The organism is Actinomadura sp. NPDC049753 (genome assembly GCF_040674655.1).
Taxonomy (GTDB): domain Bacteria; phylum Actinomycetota; class Actinomycetes; order Streptosporangiales; family Streptosporangiaceae; genus Spirillospora; species Spirillospora verrucosospora.
The window spans coordinates 1-3454 of record NZ_JBFARL010000379.1; the positions used below are offsets into that span (position 1 = coordinate 1).

Here is a 3454-nt window from a genome sequence, read left to right on the forward strand (position 1 = left end):
GCGGGCCGGCCACCTTGCGGCGTCCTGCATCCCGTTGTGGGCTGTGCAAGCCATCTTACAACAGTCCGAGCGGCGCTCGAACCATTTTCAGCGACGGCGCCCTGCGCAGCTCGTTCTCGGACATCCCCGGCACCGGATGGGCCGTGGACCCCGCGACGTCCAAGGTCACGGTGTGGACGGACGACACGGTCACCGGCGCGCGGATGGCCGCCGTCCGGCGCACCGCCCGCCGGATGGGGGCGGCGGTCCGGATGGTCCGCATCCCGGGCAGCCTGCACACGCTCGCCCTCGGCGGCGACGCGATCTTCGGGCAGGGCGCGCGCTGCTCGCTCGGCTTCAACGTGCGGCGCGGCGGGCAGGACTTCTTCCTCACCGCCGGGCACTGCGGCAACGAGGTGCGGACCTGGGCCGCCGACCAGCAGGGCGCCGAGGCGCTCGGGACGACGGTGGACAGCGACTTCCCCGGCAACGACTTCGCGCTCGTCGAGACGGAGCAGGGCGGCGCGGGCCAAAGCGCGGTCGACCTCTACAACGGCCAGGCGCAGCCGATCACCGAGGCCGGCGAGGCCGTGGTCGGCCAGCGCGTGTTCCGCAGCGGCAGCACGACCGGCGTCCACTCCGGCACCGTCACCGCCACGGGCGCCACCGTGAACTTCGCGGAGGGAACGGTCACCGGCATGATCCAGACGACGGTGTGCGCGGAGCCGGGCGACAGCGGAGGCCCCCTGTTCGCCGGCGGCACCGCGCTCGGCCTCACCTCCGGAGGCTCCGGCGACTGCCGGACCGGCGGCGTCACCTTCTTCCAGCCCGTCACCGAGGCACTCCAGGTCTTCGGAGCCCGGATCGGTTGACAGCGGGGCCGAAGAATCCCGGGCCGGATCCGGCCCGGGATTCTTCGGCCGTGCCATTGACGCGGATTAGCGGGCAGGCGGACGATTTTCCCCTACATATGGGGGGAAATTCATGAAGCGCGCCATTCTCGTTGTGCTGACGTCCGCCGCGCTCCTGCCGCTCGGCGCCTGCGGGACGGGAAAGGCCCCGATCGAGGCGGGCCCGTCGAAAGCCGTGGCGAACACGGCCCCGTCCACCGGCGCGAGCGCGGGCGCCTCGGCCACTCCGGCGGCGGCGAAACGCACGGTCACGGAAACTCGGAAGATCCCGTTCAGGACGAGAAAGGTGAACGACGCGGCCCTCGCCAAAGGCACGACCAAGGTGCGCACTCGCGGGGCCGCCGGACTCAAGACCCTTACCTATGAGGTCACCGTCACCAATGGCGTGGAGACGGATCGGAAACTGATTCGCGCGGTGGTCACCAGGCGCGCGGTCACCCGCGTCATCGCCGTTGGCACGAAGCGGGCGCGGCGGTGCGACCCCAACTACACCGGCGCGTGCGTGCCGATCGCGAGCGACGTCGACTGCGCGGGCGGCAGCGGCGACGGCCCCGGCTACGTGGCGGGCCCCGTCCGCGTGGTGGGCAGCGACATCTACGACCTGGACCGTGACGGCGACGGCATCGCCTGCGACACCTGAGCCGTGAATCGGATGACAACGAGCGGATCGGCTGAAAGGCTGTGCCCGCACCATGTTCGGGGTGCCTTCGGAAACAGCGAGGAGGCGACGGCCGTGACCGTCTCAATGGTGAAGGGCCAGCGGATATCGCTGGAGAAGCCCGGCGGTGCGCTCAGCATGGTCCGGATGGGCCTCGGCTGGGACGCGGTGAAGAAGAAGGGCTTCTTCGGTTCCCGGGAACGGGAGATCGACCTCGACGCGTCCTGCGTGCTCTTCGCCGACGGAAACCTCGCCGACGTCGTCTACTTCGGCAAGCTGGTCAGCGACGACGGCTCGGTCCGGCACACCGGCGACAACCTCACCGGGGCGGGCGACGGCGACGACGAGTCCGTCATCGTCGACCTGGCCCGGCTGCCCGTGCACGTGACCTCGCTGGTGTTCACCGTCAGCTCCTTCAACGGGCAGACGTTCAACGAGGTGGAGAACGCCTTCTGCCGCCTCGTCAACGAGATCGACGGCGGCGAGCTGGCCCGTTACACGCTGACCGGCGGCGGCGCCCACACCGCCATGGTGATGGCCCGCCTCTACCGGCACGGCGAGAGCTGGAAGATGAACGCGATCGGCGAGCCCTGCCACGGCCGCACCTTCCAGGACATGCTGCCCACGATCACCGGTCTCGCCTGACCGCCCATGGCCGAACTGTCGCCCGGCGCCAACGCACCGCTGCCCGCCCGGCGCGTGACCGCCACCGCGTCCTGCGCCGTCCCCGTCGACGTCAGCGCCCTGCTCGTGGGTCCCGGACTGCGGGCGCGCTCCGACGCCGACCTGGTGTTCTACAACGCGCCCGAGGCGCTCGGCGTGCGCTGGTCCGGCGACGGCCGCCAGCGCGTCGAGGTCGATCTCGACGCGGTCCCCGCCGATGCCGCGGCGGTGCTGGTCGCGGTCAGCCTGACCGGCGCGACGACCTTCGGCACGATGCCGCCGCCGCGGCTCGTCCTGACCTCCTCGACCGGCGACCCGCTCGTCGAGTTCACCGTCCCGGGTCTCGGCCCGGAGAGGGCCATCATCGGGCTGGAGCTCTACCGTCGCGACGGCCGCTGGAAGGTCCGGGCCGTCGGCCAGGGCTACGCCGGAGGCCTGGCCGAGCTGCTCGAAGCGCACGGCATCGAGGTGGACGACCCGGGCGAACCCGAGCCGGCCCCCGCGGTCGGACCGCCCCCGCAGGCCCCCGCACCCTCGGTCCCGCCACCCTCGGTCCCGCCGCCTGCGAGCCCGCCGCCCGCGGATTCGCGGCCGCCGGTCCCGCCTCCGGCGTCGGAGGTCGGCTACGTCGAGCGGTGCTGGCTCGTCTGGGAGGACGCCAGCCGATCCCTGGCGGCGTTCCACTCCTCCACCGAGCACGCGCTCGTCCTGCGCAACGAGGAGATCGCGGGGCGCAAGCCGCCCGGCGGCTTCCAGCGGCTCATGGAGGCGGCCGACCAGCGGCTCCGCGCCGACGCGGCGCAGCTGCGCGAGGAACTGGCGCGGGTGGAGCCGCAGGTCACCCCGGAGGCCGCGCCCTTCGACGCGCCGGCCTGGCTCACCTGGCAGCCCCGCGCCGACCTGGCCGAGGGCATGCTGCTGGGCCGCCTGTCCACCGCCGAGCTGCCCGCCCTGCAGGTGCCGCTCGTCCTCCGGCTGCCGCTGCGGCGCGCCGTGTGGATCTCGCGGGGGACCATGCCGGGCGACTCGGCCGCCTACGCGTGGTCGCTGGTGACGCGGTTCCTGGCGGCCGTCCCGCCCGGGCTCGCCGGCCTGGACGTGATCGACGCCGCGGGCCTGTCCGGCGCCGGCTGGCTGCACGGGTTCGACCCGTCCACCACGGCCCGCCTGCTCGGCGGCGGCGTGGCGACGGGCCCGGCGGCCGCCGAAAGCCACCGCAGATCGGAAGAGCACAACTCAGAAA

General features: G+C 72.9%; 4 protein-coding genes. All 4 read left to right on the forward strand.

From position 1 onward, the window contains the following. Positions 1-14 precede the first annotated feature (14 nt). Entirely contained in the window at positions 15-851 is an 837-nt protein-coding gene (locus AB0K37_RS41145; RefSeq protein WP_363991397.1) for a S1 family peptidase, read from the forward strand. Positions 852-984: 133 nt separating this feature from the next. Then, positions 985-1530 (forward strand): G5 domain-containing protein, encoded by a 546-nt coding sequence (locus tag AB0K37_RS41150; protein ID WP_363991388.1) that lies wholly within the window; start codon positions 985-987, stop codon positions 1528-1530. 93 nt (positions 1531-1623) lie between these two features. Then, positions 1624-2193, forward strand: coding sequence for a TerD family protein (locus AB0K37_RS41155; protein ID WP_363991391.1), 570 nt, complete (start codon positions 1624-1626; stop codon positions 2191-2193). Positions 2194-2199: 6 nt separating this feature from the next. Further along, the coding region (locus AB0K37_RS41160) for a TerD family protein (protein ID WP_363991394.1) at positions 2200-3454 on the forward strand (1255 nt) is incomplete at its 3' end.